Source organism: Marinilactibacillus piezotolerans (assembly GCF_900114235.1).
Lineage (GTDB): Bacteria > Bacillota > Bacilli > Lactobacillales > Carnobacteriaceae_A > Marinilactibacillus > Marinilactibacillus piezotolerans.
In genome coordinates this window covers 37973-55040 of the sequence record NZ_FOSJ01000008.1, presented here as the reverse complement: position 1 = coordinate 55040, position 17068 = coordinate 37973, and the positions used below count along the sequence as shown (strand labels likewise).

Genomic DNA, 17068 nt, shown 5'->3' with positions numbered 1-17068 from the left:
ATCTTTGAGTCATGATGCTTTTGCATCTCAAATTCATCATTGTCAATCATTATCAACTTGACTATTATACCGTATTTTAAGGTGTCTTGACAGACCTCAACAGTACAAGATTACCAAAAATAAGTATGCTAAACAATCTATATTCGTTATTCTTATGTACTATGATCAAAACTTATAGATATAATTGATTAACTATTCGTCTTTTAATTGTTAGGGAAAAATGATTATCCGCATACAAAAAAAACACTTTAAACGATATATGGTCCTCCTAAAAGGCAAAATGCCTTTTAGGAGAGACTTGAGCTAGACACTTGGAAAAGATTCCATCATCATAACGCTCATCATACATCCAAAAGTGAATTTGGTTAAATTCAATTTAAATGAATTTTATTAAGCTTCTTCTGTCTCTTCAGAATCAGTTTCAGCTTTAACCACGAATTCTAAGACAGCCATTGGTGCGCCATCTCCTCTACGAGGTTCAGTTTTTAAAACACGAGTATATCCACCGTTACGCTCTGCGAAACGAGGAGCTAAATCATCAAACAATTTTTGTAAAACTGTTTGTACTACGATTTCTTCTTCAGTCTCTGCAACAGTTGCTAATTCATTACGAACAAACGAAGCTGCTTGACGACGTGCGTGCAAGTCTCCACGTTTACCTAAAGTAACCATTTTATCAGTCATTTTAGAAACTTCTTTTGCACGAGTTTCAGTAGTAGTGATACGCTCGTTAATAATTAAGTCAGACGTAAGATCACGTAACAATGCTTTACGTTGTGAACTTGTACGTCCTAATTTACGATAGCCCATTAGTCGAAACCCTCCTTAACTACAAGATTATTCTTCTTCACGTAAGCCTAAATCAAGCTCACCTAATTTATATTTAACTTCTTCCAGTGATTTACGTCCTAAGTTACGAACTTTCATCATTTCTGGTTCAGTTTTATTTGTCAGTTCTTGAACAGTGTTTATCCCCGCGCGCTTCAGACAGTTGTAAGAACGTACAGATAGGTCAAGCTCTTCGATTGTCATCTCAAGCATTTTTTCCATCTGAGTTTCTTCTTTTTCAACCATGATTTCAGCTTCTCGAGCTTCTTCTGTCAAGTTAACAAAGATGTTTAAGTGTTCAGTCATTATTTTTGCCGCTAAACTCACGCCATCCTCTGGAGAAATTGATCCGTCAGTCCAAACGTCAAGCGTTAACTTGTCAAACTGATTTTTCTCTCCTACACGAGTATCTTCCACATGATAATTTACACGGCTGATTGGGGTATAAATCGAATCAATCGGGAGCACACCAATTGGCATATCTTCGTGTTTGTTGTATTCGGCGCGAACATATCCTCTGCCTTTTTGCGCTTCCATGCGTGCATGTAAATGCCCACCTTCAGAAACTGTACAAATATACAGATCAGGGTTCATTACCTCAACATCACTGTCATAAATAATGTCAGCAGCTGTTACAGTTGCTGGTCCTTCAACATCAATCTCAATCGTTTTTGTTTCATCAGAATACAACTTAAGTGCAAGTTTCTTTAAGTTTAAGATGATGGCAGTCACATCTTCTACTACCCCATCGATTGCTGTGAATTCATGTAAAACACTATCGATTTGAATATTTGTGACGGCAGCACCTGGTAAAGATGATAAAAGAATTCGACGTAGAGAGTTCCCCAACGTTGTACCATAGCCACGCTCAAGTGGTTCTACGACAAACTTACCGAATTTTCCATCCTCACTGATCTCAACTGTTTCTATTACCGGCTTTTCAATTTCGATCATCTAGTCCGTTTACCCCTTTCAAAACGTTCAGTTCACGCAATATTTTTAGTTCGATACTACTATTAAACGCGACGGCGTTTTGGAGGACGACATCCGTTGTGTGGTACCGGAGTTACGTCACGAATTGCAGTTACGTCTAATCCTGTTGCTTGTAAAGAACGGATTGCAGCTTCACGACCAGAACCTGGTCCTTTAACAGTAACCTCAACTGATTTCATGCCATTTTCCATTGAGCCTTTAGCAGCTGCTTCAGCAGCCATTTGAGCAGCAAATGGAGTTGATTTTTTAGAACCTCTAAATCCTAATGATCCTGCAGAAGACCATGAAATAGCATTTCCATGAACATCAGTGATCATAATGATTGTATTGTTAAATGTTGAACGGATGTGAGCCACTCCGTGTTCAATATTCTTTTTCGCTCTTTTTTTACGAGAACGTGCGGGTCTATTTGCTTTAGCCATACGTAGATTGACCTCCTAACTTTAGGTAATTATTTTTTCTTCCCAGCGATTGCCACTGCTTTTCCTTTACGAGTACGAGCATTGTTTTTTGTGTTTTGACCACGAACTGGCAAACCACGACGGTGACGAATACCACGGTATGAACCGATTTCGATCAAACGTTTAATATTTTGGTTTACTTCACGACGAAGATCACCTTCAATTTTAAGTTTGTCTACTTCAGCACGAATTGCATCTAATTGATCATTAGTCAATTCACGTACACGAGTTTCTTCAGGTACACCTGCAGCTTCTAAAATGCTTTTAGAAGTTGTTTTTCCAATACCATAAATATACGTTAATGAAATTACCACATGTTTATCACGTGGAATATCTACTCCTGCTACACGAGCCATTTATGAGCACCTCCTCTTTTATTAACCTTGACGTTGCTTATGTTTAGGATTCTCGCAGATAACCATTACACGGCCGTTACGACGAATCACTTTACATTTGTCACACATTTTTTTGACTGATGGTCTTACTTTCATGAACTTTCCCTCCTTGGTTTTACGGAGTCTTAAGTTATTTGAATCGATACGTAATGCGTCCACGAGTTAAATCATATGGAGACATTTCAACTGTTACTTTATCTCCAGGTAGAATACGGATATAGTTCATACGAATTTTACCCGATACATGTGCCAGAATTTCGTGACCATTCTCAAGTTCAACTTTGAAGCTTGCATTTGGCAGGGTTTCTAGTACTTTTCCTTCAATCTCAATAACATCGTCTTTTGCCACGTTGAGTTTCCTCCTTCGATGACTCTCTTTTGTACGCATGAAATTGTGAGGGCAGACTGCTCCCACATTTTCTTTATAAATTTAATTATTATATTAACCGTCATGTTAACACGACGCTCGAAATATTATACCACGCAAAGTTTGTTGATGCAAGATATTTTTAAACTTTGATGATTATTTCAAAATATTTCTGATATCTTCAAATACTGAGTCTGGATCTTGTTCTCCGTTGATTTCTTTTACGATTCCTGTTTCTTCATAATATGCAGCAAGCTCTTCTGTCTGTGCTTCATTTACGTCGATACGTTTTTCAACAGTCTCTGGTTTATCATCTTCACGCTGATAAAAATCATGACCGCCACATACATCACATGTTCCTTCCACTTTTGGTGGATTAAACAATTTATGATATGTTGCACCACAAGTGGCACAGATAAAACGACCGGTTAGACGTTCCATTAAGATATCTTTGTTGACTTTGATGTACAACACAGCATCTAACGAACGACCAGAACTGCTAAGTGCTTCTTTCAAAGCATTCGCTTGATTCAACGTACGAGGGTATCCATCTAATAAGAATCCGTTTTGAGCATCAGGCTCTGCCAAACGCTCTTTTACGATTCCATTGGTTACTTCGTCAGGTACGAGATTCCCAGCATCCATATAGCTTTTAGCTTCCTTGCCCAGAGGTGTGCCGTTCTTCATTGCCGCACGGAACATATCGCCTGTTGATATATGAGGTATACCATAAGTTTCTGCAATACGTGCAGCTTGAGTCCCTTTACCCGCTCCTGGAAGTCCTAAAAGAAAAAGATTCATTCTGTTTCCTCCTTGACTGTTCCTAATTTTCAATGTCTTAGGAAAAAAAGATCGATTTACCCAACAATGGATATTTATATCTCTGGGGCAAATCGTCTATTTTCGTACAAAGGATAAAATTCAATCACTTTATCTCTGGATAAATCCTTGATAGCTTTTTTTACTTAGTAATCCTTCAAGTTGTCTCATTGAATCAAGTGCTACACCGACTACGATCAGTAGACTTGTACCACCTAAAGAAAGTGAACCCGGAAGATCCCAAAGCGCAGAAGCTATTATAGGTAAGATAGAAATGATCCCTAAATATATCGCTCCAACAGTACTTAATCGAATCAGCATGTATCCTAGATATTCTTCAGTCGCTTTCCCAGGACGAATACTTGGGATATAACCGTTTTGTTTCTGCAGATTTTCTGCCGCTTTCTCAGGGTTAACCTGAATGAAGGCATAGAAATAAGCGAAAACTACAATAAGGAATAAATAAAATACTGCACCCGTTGGTTCCTGTAAGTTAAAAATATTATTTAAAACTTGGTACCAGCCGGCATTTTGATTGTTTTGAGCAAAGTACCCAAGAATAATCTGAGGAGTCATTAAAAATGAGCTCGCAAAGATAACTGGGATAACACCTGCTGAGTTGACTTTAAGTGGTAAAAACGCACCCTCTTTAGATGCATTGGCACGTTTGGAATAACGTACAGGTATATTTCGTTTAGCATTTTCCATATAAGTGACAAAGATTACTAATATAATCATCGCAACGACAATTCCAATAGTAAACAGTATACTTGTAACAATTTCATCTCCAGCATTTCGGATCTGAACATTATAGAATTCAGTTATATCCTGTGGAAGACGGGCAACGATACCAGAAAAGATTATTAGTGAAATTCCGTTACCGAAACCATGCACTGTAATCATTTCCCCTAACCACATTACAAGCATCGTACCTGCTGTCAGCATCACTGCAATCATCAGATAAGTTGTTGGTCCAGGATTTCTCACAAGATCCAACTCAGATAATGCATTGAAGCCATAAGAGATTCCGATTGCCTGGAAAAATGCTAATACGATCGTTAGATAACGAGTTGCCTGATTAAGCTTCTTCCGTCCAACTTCTCCTTGTTCTGCCCATTCTTTGAACTTAGGAAGAACATCCATTTGTAGAAGTTGAATAACGATGGAAGCTGTGATATATGGCGAAACACCAAGAGCAAATACAGAATATTGGTTCAATGCTCCACCACCGAATGTATCTAACAGATTAAATAAACCTGTTGTCGATAATTCGTCAAGTGCTTGGGCGTTAACGCCTGGTACAGTTATATGTGTACCAAGACGAAAAACAATTAAAATTCCAAGAGTGAACATCACTCGTGTTCTGACGTCTTTTTCTTTAACAGCACCTTTAATCAGCTCGATCATAAACTAGATCACCTCTACTGATCCACCGGTAGCTTCGATCGCTTCTTTAGCTGCAGCAGAAATCTTATGTGCTTTAACTGTAAGCTTGCGATCAACGCTTCCCTTCGCCAATACTTTCACACCGGATTTTTTGTTTTTAACAACACCTGTTTCAACTAATAATTCTGGAGTTACTTCTGTATCTGCTTCGAAACGATTTAATGCATCTAAATTTACGATTGCATATTCTTTACGTGTATAGTTAGTAAAACCACGTTTTGGTAAAGTTTGGAATAATGGAGTTTGTCCACCTTCAAAACCTAGACGAGTTCCGCCTCCTGAACGTGCTTTTTGTCCTTTTTGACCACGACCTGATGTTTTACCATTACCAGAAGACGAACCACGTCCAACACGGTTACGTGTTTTACGAGAACCTTCTGCAGGTTTTAATTCATGAAGTTTCATAAATCTTGGCACCTCCTTTAGTTAAACTCTAGACTTACTAAACTTCTTTTACGTCAATTAAATGAGCGATTTTTTTGATTGCGCCTCTGACTGCATCATTATCAGGTCTCACAACAGAAGAGTTTGTTTTTCTAAGACCTAAAGATTTAACTACTAGATGTTGGTTTTGAGGACGACCAATTAAACTACGCTTTAAAGTAATTTCTAGATTTGCCATTGTGTCATCCCTCCTTATCCAAGTAATTCTTCTACAGATTTTCCGCGAAGTTTTGCAACTTCTTCAGCGCGTTTCAATTTTGTAATACCATCGATAGTTGCACGAACCATGTTGATTGGTGAACTAGATCCAACTGATTTAGAAGAAACATCTTGTACTCCAGCTAATTCTAGTACGGCACGAACAGGTCCACCAGCAGAAATTCCAGAACCGGCAACGGCTGGTTTCATGATAATGTTACCACCGCCATGGCGTCCGATAATTTCGTGAGGAATTGTTGTTCCTACCATTGGTACTTTAACAAGGTTAGTTTTAGCTGCTTCAATCGCTTTACGGATTGCTTCAGGAACTTCCTGTGCTTTACCAGTACCAAATCCTACATGTCCGTTTTTGTCTCCAACGACTACTAGTGCTGCGAAACGTAGACGACGTCCACCTTTAACAACTTTAGTAACACGGTTGATTTCAACTACGCGATCTTCAATGTCTAATTTTGCTGCATCAATATGAGTTGTCATGTACCTTAACTCCTCCTTTACTCTAGAATGTTAGTCCGTTTTCGCGAGCTGCGTCAGCTAATGCTTTCACACGCCCGTGATATTGATATCCACCACGATCAAATACTACTTCTGTAACATTTTTTTCGCTTGCACGTTTAGCAACTAGTTCGCCAACAGCTGCAGCTTTCTCAACTTTAGAGTTACCTGAAACATCAGTATCTAAGGTAGATGCACTTGCGAGCGTTACACCCTCTACATCATCAATTACTTGAGCGTAGATGTTTTTATTAGAACGGAATACGTTCAAACGTGGGCGCTCTGCAGTACCAGAAAGATTTCTACGGACACGTTTATGTCTTTTTTGACGTAATTTGTTTTTATCTGGTTTTGTAATCACAATTGTCACCTCTTTATATTTTATTACTCATTCAAGCCTGAGTATAGCTTAACTAGGCAATCGACGCAAAAGTAAGTCGAACAGTTTATTTCTGAGATCAACTACTTGATTCAGGAATAGAGAGAAATCATCAATTTTGAATACTGAGGTCATGTAATTTACATGTTCTAAGTTCAATTTTAATAATTTCAATATCAGGTTCGACTTTGTTGCACGATTATTTACCTGTTTTACCTTCTTTACGGCGAATATGTTCACCTTGGTAACGAATTCCTTTACCTTTATATGGCTCAGGAGGACGAACACCTCTAATGTTAGCAGCTAATGCGCCAACTTTTTCTTTGCTCGCACCTTTAACAATAACAGAAGTGTTTGACGGTACTTCTACTGTCAATCCTTCGATTTCATCAAATTCAACTTGGTGAGAAAGACCAACGTTTAATACTAATTTGTTACCTTGTTTTTGGGCACGGTAACCAACACCGATCAATTCAAGTGTTTTCTGGAATCCTTCAGTTACACCTTCAACCATGTTATTCACGACAGCGCGTGTAGTTCCATGAATTGTACGGCTAGCTTTTGATTCATCAGGTCTTGTAAAAGTCATTACGTTATCTTCAATGTTTACTTTAATTACTGGACTTAATGTACGAGTTAATTCGCCATTTTTTCCTTTAACTGTGATCTCTGTTCCATTAAGGTTGACTTCAACGCCTTCTGGAATAGTGATAGGTTTATTTCCGATACGACTCAATGTACGGCACCTCCTTCATTTCTTATGTTAATTACCAAACGTACGCGAGGACTTCTCCTCCGATATTTTTAGAACGAGCGATTTTATCAGTAACAACGCCTTCTGAAGTAGAAACAAGCGCGATTCCTAAACCGTTTAATACTTTTGGCATTTCTTCTGCTTTTGCATAGACACGCAATCCTGGTTTTGAAATACGTTTCAAGCCAGTAATAACGCGTTCGTCATTTTGACCGTATTTCAAGAAAATGCGGACGATTCCTTGTTTGTCATCTTCCACGAATTCGATATCTTTTACGAATCCTTCATTTTTCAAGATTTGGGCCATACCTTTTTTTAAATTTGAAGCAGGAATTTCTACTTTCGTATGACGAGCGTTATTAGCGTTACGTACACGAGTCAAGAAATCTGCGATAGGATCTGTCATGACCATTCGTTGTATCCTCCTTTATGGCAAGTTTTCTTATTTTACCAGCTTGCTTTTTTCAAGCCTGGAATTTGCCCTTTATAAGCTAGCTCACGCAAGCAAATACGGCATAATTTAAATTGTTGATATACTGAATGTGGGCGTCCACAACGTTCACAGCGAGTATACTCTTGAGTTGAAAACTTGGCCGGTTTTTTGTTTTTTTCAATCATTGATTTTTTAGCCATTTCTGAATTTTCCCTCCTATTAAGGTGTCAAGGTTATTTTTGGAACGGCATTCCCAATTGTCCAAGTAATTCACGAGCTTCTTCATCTGTATTAGCTGTTGTTACAATAACGATATCCATACCGCGGACTTTATCTACATCATCGTAATCAATTTCAGGGAAGATCAGTTGCTCTTTAACACCTAACGTATAGTTGCCGCGTCCGTCAAAAGCATTTTTGCTGACTCCACGGAAATCACGTACACGAGGTAGTGAAACAGTTACTAATTTGTCCAAGAAATCATACATACGGTCTCCACGAAGAGTTACTTTAGTACCGATTGGCATACCTTCACGTAAACGGAAGCTAGCGATAGATTTTTTAGCACGAGTGACAATTGGTTTTTGTCCCGAAATTAATGTTAATTCTTCTACTGCTTTATCTAGATTTTTAGTGTTTGATACAGCATCACCAACACCAATATTTAAGACGATTTTGTCTACTTTTGGTGATTGCATAACTGAACTGTACTCAAATTTTTCTACTAATGATGGTTGTACATCATTTAGATATTTATCTTTAAGGCGTGTCATTTATGAATGCCCTCCTTTCCTACTATATTAAAGTGTTTCGCCAGATTTCTTAGCGTAACGAACTTTTTTACCATCTTCTACTTTATATCCTACTCTTGTAGGTTCATCTGTTTTAGGATCAATTAATTGAACATTAGATACGTGAATAGGCGCTTCAGTTTCAACTATTCCGCCTTCTTGTCCCATACCAGTAGGACGGGTATGTTTTTTCATGATATTGATACCTTCAACGACAACTTTGCTTTGCTTTGGTAAAGCTTTTAAGACAGTACCTTGTTTCCCTTTATCTTTACCAGCTAAAACTTTAACTTTGTCTCCTGATTTTACAAACATTTTCTAGCGCACCTCCTTATGACATTTGTCGGAATTAAAGAACTTCCGGAGCTAACGAAACAATTCTCATAAAGTCATTCTCACGCAATTCACGAGCAACTGGTCCGAAGATACGTGTTCCACGTGGTGCTTTGTCTTCACGAATAATAACACAAGCATTTTCGTCAAATTTAATATATGAACCGTCTGGACGACGAGCTCCTGATTTAGTACGTACGATTACCGCACGAACAACTTCACCTTTTTTAACAACGCCGCCTGGTGTTGCATGTTTAACAGTAACAACCACTTCATCACCGATGTTAGCAGTCTTGGCACCTGATCCGCCTAATACTTTGATTACAAGTACTTCACGCGCACCAGAGTTGTCAGCGACTTTCATTCGACTTTCTGTTTGAATCACGTTAGGATCCTCCTTTCAAACTCACGAAGAATCTATTCTTCGTTGTTTAGCCCATTAGGCTTAAAATGCATTTTCTTATTATAAAATTACTGATTCTTCAACCACTTCAAGCAAACGGAATCGTTTGTCTTTAGATAATGGACGAGTTTCCATGATTCTAACCACGTCGCCTGCTTTAGCTACGTTGTTTTCGTCATGAGCTTTGAATTTTGTTGAGTACTTCATACGTTTTTGGTATTTACGATGTTGTTTTTGAGTAGCGATTTCTACAACGATTGTTTTGTCCATTTTGTCAGAAACAACACGTCCTTGATACACTTTACGTTCGTTACGTTCAGCCATTTTCCAGCCTCCTTTGAATACAGATCAGGCACGATTATTTAACTAATTCAGCTTGACGCAAAACCGTTTTAACACGTGCGATATTTTTACGGACTTCTTTAATGCGCGCAGTATTTTCTAACTGTCCTGTAGCTAACTGAAAGCGCAAGTTAAATAGTTCTTCTTTGTATTCTGCTTCTTTTTCAATCAATTCAGTAGTGGATAAGCCTTTTAATTCATTAGCCTTCATGTGAGTCACCACTTTCTTCACGAGTTACTACCTTAGTTTTAACGGGTAGTTTGTGTGAAGCTAAACGCAATGCTTCGCGAGCTACTTCTTCAGATACGCCACCAATTTCAAACATGATTTTACCACGTTTTACAGGTGCGACCCAGCTCTCAGGAGCTCCTTTACCAGAACCCATACGTACACCAATTGCTTTAGCTGTCACCGGTTTGTGAGGGAAGATCTTAATCCATACTTTCCCACCACGTTTCATGTAACGTGTCATAGCGATACGAGCAGATTCAATCTGACGACTTGTGATCCATACTGAATCAACTGCTTGTAAGCCATATTGACCGTAAGCAATTTCTTTTCCACCTTTCGCTTCGCCTCGCATTTTACCACGGAACTCACGACGGTGTTTTACACGTTTTGGTACTAACATTGATTATTTTCCTCCTTTCTTGTTCTCTGTAATTGCTGGAAGAACTTCTCCTTTGTAGATCCATACTTTAACGCCGATTTTACCATAAGTTGTATTTGCTTCTTCATTAGCAAAATCGATATCAGCACGAATTGTGTGCAATGGAACTGTTCCTTCAGAAAAACTTTCGTTACGGGCCATATCTGCTCCGTTCAAACGACCTGATACCATTGTACGAATTCCTTTAGCTCCTGAACGCATTGTGCGTTGGATTGCTTGCTTTTGTGCACGACGGAATGAAATACGGTTTTCAAGTTGTTCAGCGATACTTTTAGCTACTAAAGTAGCGTCAAGATCTGGTCTTTTAATTTCAACAATGTTGACGTGGACACGTTTGCCAGTCATGTTGTTTAGTTTGTTTCTTAAAGTGTCAACTTCTGATCCACCTTTACCAATAACCATTCCTGGTTTAGCAGTGTGAATAGATAAGTTGATTCTATTAGCAGCACGTTCAATTTCAACACGTGAAACTGAAGCAGTACTTAGTTTTTCTGCAATGTATTCGCGAACTGCGATATCTTCAAGCAAAGTGTCTGCAAAATCTTTTTCAGCATACCATTTAGCGTCCCAATCACGGATGACACCAACACGCATACCATTAGGGTTTACTTTTTGTCCCACAGATTACCCCTCCTTCTTCTCTGATACCACTACAGTAATGTGGCTTGTACGTTTGTTGATTCTTGAAGCTGCACCTTTTGCACGCGGACGGAATCTTTTTAAAGTAGCTCCTTCGTTTACATAGGCTTCGCTTACGTATAATTCTTCAATATCCATATCATAGTTATGTTCAGCATTCGCAATTGCTGACATTAAAACTTTTTCTACCTCTTCAGATGCTCCTCTGTTAGTGAAGCGAAGGATAGAAATAGCTTCTGCAGCACTTTTTCCTCGGATAGTATCGACTACTAATCTAGCTTTACGAGGAGCAATACGAACTGTACGCGCAGTTGCTTTTGCTGCTGTTACTGTTTCTGCCATGGAAATTTCCTCCCTTCGCTATTAACGTTTACCGGTTGTGCGGTCATCTTTACCGTGTCCACGGTATGTTCTTGTTGGTGCAAATTCACCTAGTTTGTGACCAACCATGTCTTCTTGAACATAAACTGGTACATGTTTTCTTCCATCATATACGGCAATGGTGTGACCTACAAAGTTCGGGAAAATCGTTGAGCGACGTGACCATGTTTTGATAACACGTTTGTTGTCTTCACCAAGTTCACGAACTTTTTTCATCAAATGAGCATCGACGAAAGGTCCTTTTTTCAAACTACGGCTCATGTATTGCCCTCCTTCCAGGATATATCCTGAGATTTCTACATTTATTTTTTATTATTTGCTTTTACGACGACGAATGATAAGTTTATCTGAACGATTTTTACCATTACGAGTTTTCTTACCAAGAGTAGGTTTACCCCATGGAGTCATTGGACTTGGACGTCCGATTGGAGCTCTACCTTCACCACCACCGTGTGGGTGATCGTTCGGGTTCATAACAGATCCACGTACTGAAGGGCGTTTGCCTTTCCAGCGGTTACGTCCTGCTTTACCAACATTGATCAGTTCATGTTGTTCATTTCCTACAGCACCAATAGTGGCACGACAGCTAGCTAAAATCAGACGGCTTTCTCCTGATCTCAAACGTACTAATACGTACTTGCCTTCTTTACCAAGAATTTGTGCAGAAGTACCAGCAGAACGAGCTAATTGTCCACCTTTACCAGGTTTCATCTCGATGTTGTGGATAGTTGAACCAACAGGAATGCTGCTCAATGGTAATGCATTACCAATTTTGATATCTACATCTGTACCCGACATGATGTCTTGTCCTACTTCAATACCTTTAGGAGATAAAATGTAAGCTTTAACACCATCTTCATATTGAATCAATGAAATATTTGCTGAGCGGTTTGGATCATACTCAACTGTTTTTACAATACCGCGAACGCCATCTTTTTGACGTTTGAAATCGATAATACGGTATTTTTGCTTGTGGCCTCCGCCTTGATGACGGACTGTGATTCTACCTTTATTGTTACGTCCAGCACGTTTTGGGCTTGGAGCCAACAAACTTTTTTCTGGTTTGTCAGTAGTGATTTCAGCGAAATCTGACCCAGTCATGTTACGACGTCCGTTTGTGGTAGGTTTGTACTTTTTAATCGCCACGCAATTCCCCTCCTTGTAATAATCAATTGACTAATTTTCAATTAGTCGGTAGTCACTTGTCTTAAAGTGATCTTTTTATTCGTCTTCTTCTCCGAATAGAGTAATATCGTTAGATTCAGGTGTTAAAGTAACGATTGCTTTACGGCGTTTTTTAGTATATCCCATGTAACGACCCATACGTTTTGGTTTACGAGCAGTGTTAAGGATATTAACTTTTTTCACTTTAACATCGAAGATTTCTTCGATTGCTTGTTTTACTGTAGTTTTTTTAGCGCGAACATCTACTTCGAATGTATATTTTTTTGCATCCATAGCATTCATAGAAGCTTCAGTGATGATCGGGCGTAAAATTACGTCACGTGCATTCATTATTGAAGTGCCTCCTCTACTTTTTCCAGAGCAGCCTTCGTTATGATGAGGTTGTCATGAGCAACTACGTCCAGTACAGATACATTGTTAGGTGCAACAATTTTCACGCCTGGAAGGTTGCGAGCTGACAGCGCTGCAAAGTCATTGTCATTTTCTAAGACAACTAAGACTTTTTTATTCACGTCTAAGTTAGTTAGAACAGCTCTGAACTCTTTAGTTTTTGGTGCGTCGAAGTTCAAACCTTCAACAACGATCAATTCTTTATCTAATACTTTAGAAGAAAGTACTGATCTGATTGCTAAACGACGAACTTTTTTGGGTAATTTATAGCTGTATGAACGTGGTGTTGGTCCGAAGACTACTCCACCTCCACGCCATTGTGGTGAACGGATTGATCCTTGACGAGCACGACCCGTACCTTTTTGACGCCACGGTTTACGTCCACCGCCTCGTACTGCACTACGGTTTTTAACCGCGTGTGTTCCTTGTCTTAAAGAAGCGCGTTGCATGGTAATTGCATCAAATACGACACTTTCGTTTGGTTCGATACCAAAGACTGCATCATTTAATGTTACTTCACCATTTTGCATTCCATCTTGTTTATATAACGCTACAGTTGGCATTCTGCTTGTCCTCCCTTCCTAATCTATTACTTGTTACCTGCTTTTAATGCAGATTGAATTTGAATAAGTGATTTCTTAGATCCTGGTACATTTCCTTTAATCAATAATACGTTGCGATCAGTATCGACACGTACAATTTCAAGGTTTTGTACAGTTACTGTATCTCCACCCATACGACCTGCTAATTTCTTACCAGGGAATACACGTGATGGATCAGATGCGCCACCCATTGAACCAGGACGACGGTGATAACGAGATCCGTGAGTTTCTGGCCCACGAGATTGTCCATGGCGTTTAATAACACCCTGGAATCCTTTACCTTTTGAAGTCCCTGTAACATCCACAATGTCGCCTTCTGCGAATGTTGCTACTGTAATTTCGTTTCCAACTTCGACATCTCCAAGCTCAGCATCTCGTAATTCTTTAATGAAGCGCTTAGGAGTCGTGTTAGCTTTTTTAACATGACCTTGTGCCGGTTTGTTTGATAAAACTTCGCGTTTGTCATCGAATCCTAATTGAACTGCGTTGTAACCGTCAGTTTCAACAGTTTTAACTTGCAAAACTACGTTAGGAACAGCTTCGATTACTGTTACAGGAACTAATTCTCCTGATTCGCTAAAGATTTGAGTCATTCCGACTTTTTTTCCTAAGATTCCTTTGGTCATGAGTACACCTCCGTTATATGATTTTTTATAGTATTATAATTTAATTTCGATATCCACACCTGATGGTAAGTCTAGCTTAGTTAAAGCATCAACTGTTTTAGGCGTTGGATTCACAATGTCGATAAGACGTTTGTGTGTACGCATTTCAAACTGTTCACGTGAATCTTTGTATTTATGTGGTGAACGAATGATTGTGTATAGTTTACGTTCTGTAGGTAACGGGATCGGACCTGAAACTGTTGCCCCAGTTCTTTTTGCCGTTTCTACGATTTTGTCAGCTGATTGATCAAGCACACGGTGTTCATATGCTTTCAAACGAATACGAATCTTTTGTTTTGCCATGTTTTTCCCTCCTTCGCTTATTTAAGAAATAAACCTAGCTCCACGAAAATTTAACCAACTCACCCACCATGGCAATGCACCCGGGTGTGTCGCAACCTCTCGCTTCAACGCCTTGGATCTGAAGTTATTACTCCTCTTTAAGTACATTTTATTGAACGCACACAAAGAAAAAGCCCCTCGCAGACACTTTTACAAGTATACATACAATCATATTAAATTTCAAGTGTTTTCCAGTTTATTTTACAAAAAAAGTGAATTATTTTTGATTTCTTTCTATTTTATTCTAAATCCGTTAAATACTTGTTATATCAGCTTTCACTGACACTCTTCTAGTAGGTATAAATCGTGTTCCTTCTATATTAATAGTTACTATTTCAATTTTCGCAAAGCATAGAAAATTCAAAACTTTTCATTCAATTTATCACTATAAAAAGCAATCGCCTTTTTATAGTTTATGATATCAGCATCTACTGTTGTTTCAGTCAAACATGTGAGTATTATTTTCATAGCTGTACTATACTCTTTCATATTATATAAAGTCATTGAATAAAACACTTGTATCGCTTTATTGTCAGGAAATAAATCTTTCCCCTTTTGCAATATATTTTTCGACTTCTCATATTCACCTAGTGCTCTGTATGTACTCCCTAGACCTAAAAAAGCTTCCTCTAAATCGTTTCCCGTTAATCCTAATCTAATCGCACGTTCATAAAAGACGGCTGCTTCTTTTTCTTCGCCTAGCACATCACAACATGCATATTGTTAATTAATAATTATCATGATAATTATTAATTAATTTAGAAAACATTTTATTTGATTCTTTCAAGTTTCCGTTTTTTCTTAATTTAATTGTCATATTTATTTTACTATTCATTACTTTCATCTCCATTCAGATAATGCTGTCATTAGATACAATAGAATTGTTCATTACATAATAAAAATTCTTTTCATAGTATTTATTTATAGTCAGCATTCTTTATCTACCTCTATACTAATTCCCCTTTGTTGCTGCTTACTTAAACATGTTATACAATATACCGTATCCAAATGCTGAAATGAATATAAATAAAAAAGCGCAACTTTAAGATTTACTCAAAGTTGCGCTTTTACTAATTAATTAGGCTTTTTCAATTAATAGAATAAAATTATTCTATAACTTTAGTTACAACGCCCGCTCCAACAGTACGGCCACCTTCACGGATAGTGAATTTAGTTCCGTCTTCAACAGCGATTGGTGCAATCAAGCTAACAGTCATTGTAGTGTTGTCTCCAGGCATAACCATTTCAGTACCTTCGTTCAATTCTACGATACCTGTTACGTCCGTTGTACGGAAAAAGAATTGTGGACGGTAGTTTGAGAAGAACGGAGTATGACGTCCACCCTCTTCTTTAGAAAGAACATATACTTCTGCATCAAATTTAGTATGCGGAGTAATTGAACCTGGTTTAGCTAGAACTTGTCCACGTTCAACATCCTCACGTGACATACCACGTAAAAGTGCTCCAATGTTATCTCCCGCTTCAGCGTAATCTAACAATTTACGGAACATTTCTACACCAGTAACAGTTGTTTTAGCAGTATCTTTGATACCGATAACTTCAACTTCGTCTCCAACTGATACTTGACCAGTTTCAACACGACCAGTTGCAACAGTACCACGACCAGTGATTGAGAATACATCCTCAACTGGCATCATGAATGGTTTGTCTGAACTACGTTCTGGAGCTGGAATGTAGGTATCTACAGCTTCCATTAAATCAAGAATTTTTTGTTCGTATTCTTCGTCACCTTCTAAGGCTTTTAAAGCTGATCCAGCAACTACAGGAATATCGTCGCCTGGGAAGTCATATTCTGACAATAAGTCACGAACTTCCATTTCAACTAATTCTAGTAATTCTTCGTCATCAACCATATCAACTTTGTTTAAGAAAACAACGATGTATGGAACACCAACTTGACGAGAAAGTAAGATGTGCTCACGAGTTTGAGGCATTGGGCCATCAGCAGCAGAAACTACTAAGATAGCTCCGTCCATTTGAGCAGCTCCAGTGATCATGTTTTTAACGTAGTCAGCATGTCCCGGGCAGTCAACGTGTGCATAGTGACGAGTATCAGTTTCGTACTCAACGTGAGAAGTAGAGATTGTGATTCCACGTTCTTTTTCTTCTGCAGCGCCATCGATGCTGTCGTATGCTTGTGCTTCTGCATATCCTTTTTTAGATAATACAGTAGTGATAGCAGCAGTTAAAGTTGTTTTACCGTGGTCAACGTGTCCGATTGTACCAATGTTCATGTGTTGTTTTGAACGATCAAATTTTTGTTTAGCCAT

31 protein-coding genes are annotated in these 17068 nt (G+C 38.5%); all 31 read right to left on the bottom strand.

Translation table 11 applies throughout. From position 1 onward, the window contains the following. Positions 1-390: 390 nt before the first annotated feature. Positions 391-810, bottom strand: a complete 420-nt coding sequence (gene rplQ, locus BM212_RS03455) for a 50S ribosomal protein L17 (protein ID WP_087058343.1) — start codon at positions 808-810, stop codon at positions 391-393. 27 nt (positions 811-837) lie between these two features. Continuing rightward, entirely contained in the window at positions 838-1782 is a 945-nt protein-coding gene (locus BM212_RS03450; protein ID WP_072693452.1) for a DNA-directed RNA polymerase subunit alpha, read from the bottom strand. Positions 1783-1844: 62 nt separating this feature from the next. Beyond that, positions 1845-2243 (bottom strand): 30S ribosomal protein S11, encoded by a 399-nt coding sequence (rpsK, locus tag BM212_RS03445; RefSeq protein WP_072693453.1) that lies wholly within the window; start codon positions 2241-2243, stop codon positions 1845-1847. Positions 2244-2272: 29 nt separating this feature from the next. Next, positions 2273-2638, bottom strand: a complete 366-nt coding sequence (rpsM, locus tag BM212_RS03440) for a 30S ribosomal protein S13 (protein WP_072693454.1) — start codon at positions 2636-2638, stop codon at positions 2273-2275. A 21-nt stretch (positions 2639-2659) separates the two neighbouring features. Beyond that, a complete protein-coding gene (gene rpmJ / locus BM212_RS03435) occupies positions 2660-2773 on the bottom strand; it encodes a 50S ribosomal protein L36 (protein ID WP_034299928.1) in 114 nt (37 codons plus the stop codon). A 34-nt stretch (positions 2774-2807) separates the two neighbouring features. Next, on the bottom strand, positions 2808-3026 hold the full coding sequence (infA, locus tag BM212_RS03430; protein ID WP_072693455.1) for a translation initiation factor IF-1: 219 nt from the start codon (positions 3024-3026) through the stop codon (positions 2808-2810). A gap of 174 nt (positions 3027-3200) precedes the next feature. Then, positions 3201-3845 carry an adenylate kinase gene (locus BM212_RS03425; protein ID WP_072693456.1) on the bottom strand — a complete coding sequence of 215 codons (645 nt, stop codon included), beginning with the start codon at positions 3843-3845 and terminating at the stop codon, positions 3201-3203. 129 nt (positions 3846-3974) lie between these two features. Beyond that, the gene (gene secY / locus BM212_RS03420; RefSeq protein ID WP_072693457.1) at positions 3975-5270 is read right to left on the bottom strand and encodes a preprotein translocase subunit SecY; all 1296 of its coding nucleotides are present in this window, start codon (positions 5268-5270) and stop codon (positions 3975-3977) included. A gap of 3 nt (positions 5271-5273) precedes the next feature. Continuing rightward, positions 5274-5714: a 50S ribosomal protein L15 gene (gene rplO, locus BM212_RS03415; RefSeq protein ID WP_091896262.1), complete on the bottom strand. Its 441-nt coding sequence runs from the start codon at positions 5712-5714 to the stop codon at positions 5274-5276. A gap of 37 nt (positions 5715-5751) precedes the next feature. Then, entirely contained in the window at positions 5752-5931 is a 180-nt protein-coding gene (rpmD, locus tag BM212_RS03410) for a 50S ribosomal protein L30 (RefSeq protein ID WP_072693459.1), read from the bottom strand. Between the two features lie 14 nt (positions 5932-5945). Beyond that, complete coding sequence (rpsE, locus tag BM212_RS03405) at positions 5946-6449, bottom strand: 30S ribosomal protein S5 (protein ID WP_072693460.1); 504 nt, start codon at positions 6447-6449, stop codon at positions 5946-5948. A 22-nt stretch (positions 6450-6471) separates the two neighbouring features. Beyond that, positions 6472-6837: a 50S ribosomal protein L18 gene (gene rplR / locus BM212_RS03400; protein ID WP_072693461.1), complete on the bottom strand. Its 366-nt coding sequence runs from the start codon at positions 6835-6837 to the stop codon at positions 6472-6474. Positions 6838-7045: 208 nt separating this feature from the next. After that, positions 7046-7582 carry a 50S ribosomal protein L6 gene (gene rplF, locus BM212_RS03395; RefSeq protein ID WP_072693462.1) on the bottom strand — a complete coding sequence of 179 codons (537 nt, stop codon included), beginning with the start codon at positions 7580-7582 and terminating at the stop codon, positions 7046-7048. 31 nt (positions 7583-7613) lie between these two features. Then, positions 7614-8012 carry a 30S ribosomal protein S8 gene (gene rpsH, locus BM212_RS03390; RefSeq protein ID WP_072693463.1) on the bottom strand — a complete coding sequence of 133 codons (399 nt, stop codon included), beginning with the start codon at positions 8010-8012 and terminating at the stop codon, positions 7614-7616. Between the two features lie 35 nt (positions 8013-8047). Next, on the bottom strand, positions 8048-8233 hold the full coding sequence (locus BM212_RS03385; protein ID WP_072693464.1) for a type Z 30S ribosomal protein S14: 186 nt from the start codon (positions 8231-8233) through the stop codon (positions 8048-8050). A 33-nt stretch (positions 8234-8266) separates the two neighbouring features. Next, positions 8267-8806, bottom strand: a complete 540-nt coding sequence (rplE, locus tag BM212_RS03380) for a 50S ribosomal protein L5 (protein ID WP_072693465.1) — start codon at positions 8804-8806, stop codon at positions 8267-8269. 27 nt (positions 8807-8833) lie between these two features. Continuing rightward, the gene (gene rplX / locus BM212_RS03375; RefSeq protein ID WP_072693466.1) at positions 8834-9139 is read right to left on the bottom strand and encodes a 50S ribosomal protein L24; all 306 of its coding nucleotides are present in this window, start codon (positions 9137-9139) and stop codon (positions 8834-8836) included. Between the two features lie 34 nt (positions 9140-9173). After that, positions 9174-9542: a 50S ribosomal protein L14 gene (gene rplN / locus BM212_RS03370; protein ID WP_072693467.1), complete on the bottom strand. Its 369-nt coding sequence runs from the start codon at positions 9540-9542 to the stop codon at positions 9174-9176. A 78-nt stretch (positions 9543-9620) separates the two neighbouring features. Then, positions 9621-9884 carry a 30S ribosomal protein S17 gene (gene rpsQ, locus BM212_RS03365; RefSeq protein WP_072693468.1) on the bottom strand — a complete coding sequence of 88 codons (264 nt, stop codon included), beginning with the start codon at positions 9882-9884 and terminating at the stop codon, positions 9621-9623. A gap of 34 nt (positions 9885-9918) precedes the next feature. After that, positions 9919-10113: a 50S ribosomal protein L29 gene (gene rpmC / locus BM212_RS03360; RefSeq protein WP_072693469.1), complete on the bottom strand. Its 195-nt coding sequence runs from the start codon at positions 10111-10113 to the stop codon at positions 9919-9921. Continuing rightward, on the bottom strand, positions 10103-10534 hold the full coding sequence (rplP, locus tag BM212_RS03355; protein ID WP_072693470.1) for a 50S ribosomal protein L16: 432 nt from the start codon (positions 10532-10534) through the stop codon (positions 10103-10105). Before rplP ends, rpmC begins: the two co-directional genes overlap by 11 nt. Positions 10535-10537: 3 nt before the next feature. Then, the gene (gene rpsC, locus BM212_RS03350) at positions 10538-11194 is read right to left on the bottom strand and encodes a 30S ribosomal protein S3 (RefSeq protein WP_072693471.1); all 657 of its coding nucleotides are present in this window, start codon (positions 11192-11194) and stop codon (positions 10538-10540) included. Between the two features lie 3 nt (positions 11195-11197). Further along, positions 11198-11554 (bottom strand): 50S ribosomal protein L22, encoded by a 357-nt coding sequence (gene rplV / locus BM212_RS03345; protein WP_072693472.1) that lies wholly within the window; start codon positions 11552-11554, stop codon positions 11198-11200. Positions 11555-11575: 21 nt separating this feature from the next. Beyond that, positions 11576-11854: a 30S ribosomal protein S19 gene (gene rpsS / locus BM212_RS03340; protein WP_072693473.1), complete on the bottom strand. Its 279-nt coding sequence runs from the start codon at positions 11852-11854 to the stop codon at positions 11576-11578. A gap of 51 nt (positions 11855-11905) precedes the next feature. Beyond that, positions 11906-12739 (bottom strand): 50S ribosomal protein L2, encoded by an 834-nt coding sequence (gene rplB, locus BM212_RS03335; RefSeq protein WP_072693474.1) that lies wholly within the window; start codon positions 12737-12739, stop codon positions 11906-11908. A gap of 75 nt (positions 12740-12814) precedes the next feature. Next, on the bottom strand, positions 12815-13108 hold the full coding sequence (gene rplW, locus BM212_RS03330) for a 50S ribosomal protein L23 (protein WP_072693475.1): 294 nt from the start codon (positions 13106-13108) through the stop codon (positions 12815-12817). Continuing rightward, a complete protein-coding gene (gene rplD / locus BM212_RS03325; RefSeq protein ID WP_091896256.1) occupies positions 13108-13731 on the bottom strand; it encodes a 50S ribosomal protein L4 in 624 nt (207 codons plus the stop codon). The genes rplW and rplD overlap by 1 nt, the downstream gene beginning before the upstream one ends. 26 nt (positions 13732-13757) lie before the next feature. Then, positions 13758-14396: a 50S ribosomal protein L3 gene (gene rplC / locus BM212_RS03320; RefSeq protein ID WP_072693477.1), complete on the bottom strand. Its 639-nt coding sequence runs from the start codon at positions 14394-14396 to the stop codon at positions 13758-13760. A gap of 33 nt (positions 14397-14429) precedes the next feature. Then, on the bottom strand, positions 14430-14738 hold the full coding sequence (gene rpsJ / locus BM212_RS03315; protein WP_072693478.1) for a 30S ribosomal protein S10: 309 nt from the start codon (positions 14736-14738) through the stop codon (positions 14430-14432). Positions 14739-15137: 399 nt separating this feature from the next. Beyond that, positions 15138-15482, bottom strand: a complete 345-nt coding sequence (locus BM212_RS03310) for a tetratricopeptide repeat protein (RefSeq protein WP_198033970.1) — start codon at positions 15480-15482, stop codon at positions 15138-15140. Positions 15483-15883: 401 nt separating this feature from the next. Continuing rightward, positions 15884-17068 (bottom strand): elongation factor Tu, encoded by a 1185-nt coding sequence (gene tuf / locus BM212_RS03305; protein ID WP_072693479.1) that lies wholly within the window; start codon positions 17066-17068, stop codon positions 15884-15886.